This is a genomic window from Rhodococcus sp. EPR-134 (assembly GCF_001647205.1).
GTDB lineage: Bacteria > Actinomycetota > Actinomycetes > Mycobacteriales > Mycobacteriaceae > Rhodococcus_F > Rhodococcus_F qingshengii.
In genome coordinates, this window is the sequence record NZ_LVCT01000196.1 from 1 (window position 1) to 4,090 (window position 4,090).

At 61.0% G+C, this 4,090-nt stretch carries 1 protein-coding gene and 1 pseudogene; both read right to left on the reverse strand.

Translation table 11 applies throughout. The features are described from left to right. Positions 1–264 (reverse strand): annotated as a pseudogene (gene gltD, locus A2J01_RS08960) (glutamate synthase); the annotation flags it as partial. Next, on the reverse strand, positions 257–4,090 hold a 3,834-nt coding region (gene gltB, locus A2J01_RS08965; protein WP_064112547.1), incomplete at its 5' end, for a glutamate synthase large subunit. The gene gltB and the pseudogene gltD, both read right to left, overlap by 8 nt.

Genomic DNA, 4,090 nt, shown 5'->3' on the forward strand with positions numbered 1-4,090 from the left:
CTCCGAGGCTTCGGACCACCGTCCACGCCGAACCAGGTCGTTCCATTCCGGAATGAGATTGCCGAGCGGACACCCCACATCGGCCGAATGGCAGTACGGCACAGCGCAGTCCATGCAACGCGAGGCCTGTGCAGATACGTCTCGATTTCGCACGACGGGATCCAGCGACTCGTATACTGACGCCCAGTCACCGACACGCACATCGGTCGATCTGGTCGGTGAGCCGGATCGTTTCACGTTGAGGAACCCGCGTGCGTCAGGCATGAGCCGGCTCCACCAGTTCGTTCTCTTCCACGACCTTCTGATAATCGACAGGCAAAACTTTGGTGAATCTCGGACTCTGGCCAACCCAGTCGTCGAGAAGTTTTGCCGCCACCGGCGAACCGGTCGCAGCCAAATGCTCGCCGAGAATTTCGACCAGCTGACGACAGTCTTCCGCCGAAGGCCGCTCCAGAACGACCATGTCGCGGTTGACCTTTTCTGCCTTCACGTCGAGTACGAAGGCAATTCCGCCCGACATTCCCGCAGCAAGGTTCCTACCAGTTGGGCCGATGATGACGACGCGACCCCCGGTCATGTACTCGCACGCATGGTCTCCGACGCCTTCCACCACAGCGACCGCGCCCGAGTTGCGCACCGCAAATCGTTCCCCGACACGCCCCCTGGCATAGAGCGCACCGCTCGTAGCGCCGTACAGCAGCGTATTGCCGGCAATCACCTGATCCTCGGCCACGAAGGGTGCGTCCTCACTCGGCCGAAGCGCGATTCGTCCACCCGAGAGCCCCTTTCCCACGTAATCGTTTGCATCGCCGACGACGACCAGCGAGATGCCCGGTGGCAGGAACGCACCGAGTGACTGGCCTGCCGTTCCTCTGAGCACGACGTCGATGGTGCCTTGAGGTAGCCCGACGGCGCCGTAGCGTCTGGTCACCTCAGCGCCCAGCCTCGTTCCCACCGCTCGATCCGTATTGTGTACTGGCAGTTCGATATGTACGGGTCGAGCGTCCTCGAGCGAGTTCGCAGCCAACTTGATCAGGGTGCGTTCGAGTTCGCTCGAAACAGGTACATACGGTTGGTAGGCCGCGCCGGCCGGCGTGGCCGGAACGTCGAAGAGTGGTGAGAGATCCAACGTCCGACTCTTCCAATGCGCCACCGCCGGAGACATTTCCAATACGTCTGCGTGCCCCAGCGCATCGTCGATACTTCGAAACCCCAGTTCTGCCAACAACCGTCGTACGTCGGCGGCGATGAAGCGAAAGAAGTTCTCGACGTACTCGGGCCGGCCGGTGAATCGCTCGCGCAGTTCGGGATTCTGCGTCGCTACTCCGACAGGGCAGGTGTCGAGGTGACATACCCGCATCATGACGCACCCGGCCGCGATGAGTGGCGCCGTGGAAAACCCGTACTCCTGCGCCCCCAGCAACGCAGCAACGACGACGTCCCGCGCCGTGCGCAAACCCCCGTCACACTGGACGACGATCCGATCGCGTAACCCGTTGAGCACCAGGGTCTGCTGAGTTTCGGCCAGCCCGATCTCCCACGGCGTAGCCGCGTGGTGGATGGACGAGAGTGCCGCAGCACCCGTCCCGCCGTCGTGACCCGAGATCAGCACCACGTCGGCGTGTGCTTTGGCCACACCTGCCGCAACAGTCCCGACTCCGGCTGCGCTGACCAACTTCACGTGTATCCGCGCGCGATTGTTCGCGCATCTGAGGTCGTAGATCAATTGGGCGAGATCCTCGATCGAATAGATGTCGTGGTGCGGGGGCGGAGAAATGAGGCCGACTCCAGGTGTCGAGTACCGGGTTTCCGCGATCCACGGGTACACCTTGGACCCCGGAAGCTGCCCTCCTTCACCGGGCTTGGCGCCCTGGGCCATCTTGATCTGAATGTCAGTGGCATTGACCAGGTAATCGCTGGTCACCCCGAAGCGACCACTCGCGACCTGCTTGACTGCGCTTCGACGCTTGTTGTCACGCAACCGCTCCGGTGACTCTCCGCCCTCACCGGTGTTCGAACGTCCGCCGAGAGCATTCATCGCAACCGCCATCGTCTCGTGCGCCTCGGCAGAGAGGGAACCGTAGCTCATCGCACCGGTGTTGAATCGAGCGAGAATCATCTCGACGGGTTCGACCTGATCGAGGGGAATCAGCTGACGAATCTCACGCCGAAATCGAAACAATCCCCGAAGTGTTCCGCCCTGCGCGCTCAGTCGATCGACTTCATCGCTGTAGCGACGAAACATCTCACTTCGCCCCGTCCGGGTCGCATGCTGAAGGAAGAACACGGACTCGGGTGTGAACACATGCAATTCACCACCGCGGCGATACCGGTATTGTCCGCTGTCGGTCAACTGACGATTGTCGAACTGACGATGCTGCACTGCGGACGACGAGAACGCAGCCGCGTGACGCATCAGAACTTCTCGCGCGACTTCGGTGATACCGATCCCGCCGATCCGGCTCCGTGTGTTGCAGAAGTATTCGTCGACCAACTCTCGACCCAAGCCCACGGCCTCGAATACCTTTGCGCCCGTGTAGGAGTGAACCGTAGCGATTCCCATCTTCGACATCACTTTGCGCACGCCGGAATTTGCCGCTTTCAGATAGTTGTCCGATGCCTTTTCCGAATTTATCCCGGGAAGTTCGTCTTGCTCGCTGAGTGCTTCTACCGATTCGAGAGCAAGATACGGGTGGACAGCCGCCGCACCGTAGCCGATCAGCAGCGCGATGTGATGAACTTCGCGCGCGTCACCCGACTCGACGACGAGGGAAACCTTGGTCCGCAGGCCATGACGAACCAGATCGTGGTGCACGGCTGATACTGCGAGCAATGACGGAATGGGAGCCTGCTCAGGGCCTGATCCACGGTCGGAGATCACCAGAATCTCGATACCGGCTGCGGCGGCTGTTCGGGCGGACTCACGAAGCCTCTCGACGCCTTCGGCGAGACTGCCTCTCGGATCGAAACCTCCCCGTAGGACAGCGCTTCTCGGAGTTCTTGCGCCGCATAGTTCGGCGACCTTCGCCATCTTCACCGGTCCGATCACCGGTTTATCGAGAACAATCCTTCGGCACGACAGCGCCGACGCTTCGAACAAGTTCTGCTCAGCGCCGAGGGTGACACCAAGCGTTGTGACGACTTCCTCGCGAATCGCGTCCAAAGGCGGGTTGGTCACCTGAGCAAAGAGCTGAATAAAGTAGTCGTACAACAGCTTCGGCCGCTCCGAAAGAACGGCGAGAGGCGTGTCGACACCCATCGATCCCAACGGCTCCGATCCTGAGCTTGCCATCGGGACAAGAATGTCCCGCAGGTCCTCGGCGTGGTATCCGAAGAGCAACTGCCGTTGCAACAGCGGAGCCGGATCGCCTCGGGCAGGCGCAGTCTCGGGGATTTCCTCGAGGTCGACCAATCCCCCGTCGACCCAGTCCCGGTAGGGGGCTGTGCTCGCGAGTTCGGACTTGATCTCCGCATCGGAAACGATCCGATGGCGAGCGGTGTCCACGAGAAACATGCGTCCCGGTTCGAGGCGCCCCTTCTCCAACACCTCGGACGTGGGAGCGTCGAACACACCGCTCTCACTGGCCAACACGATACGGTCGTTCTTCATCCGCCACCATCGCCCTGGGCGAAGACCGTTGCGATCCAACACGGCCCCGACAACAATGCCGTCGCTGAACGTCACGGACGCCGGACCGTCCCACGGTTCCATCAGACAACCGTGAAATTGGTAGAAGGCCTTTATCTCGTCGGGCATCGAAGAATCGTTCTCCCAGGCTCCGGGAATCATCATCGCGATGGCGTGTTGCACACTGCGGCCCCCGATCGTCAAAAGCTCCAGTACTTCGTCGAACGACGAAGAGTCGGATCCTCCCGGGGTGCAGATCGGAAACAGGCGATCGATGTCCCCACCTAAAAGTGTGCTCCGCAGCATCGGCTCGCGAGCGCGCATCCAATTCCTGTTTCCCACAATCGTATTGATCTCGCCGTTGTGGGCGATGCAGCGATACGGCTGAGCGAGTGGCCACGACGGAAATGTGTTCGTGGAGTATCGACTGTGCACTACTGCCAACGCAGTTCGCATTCGGTG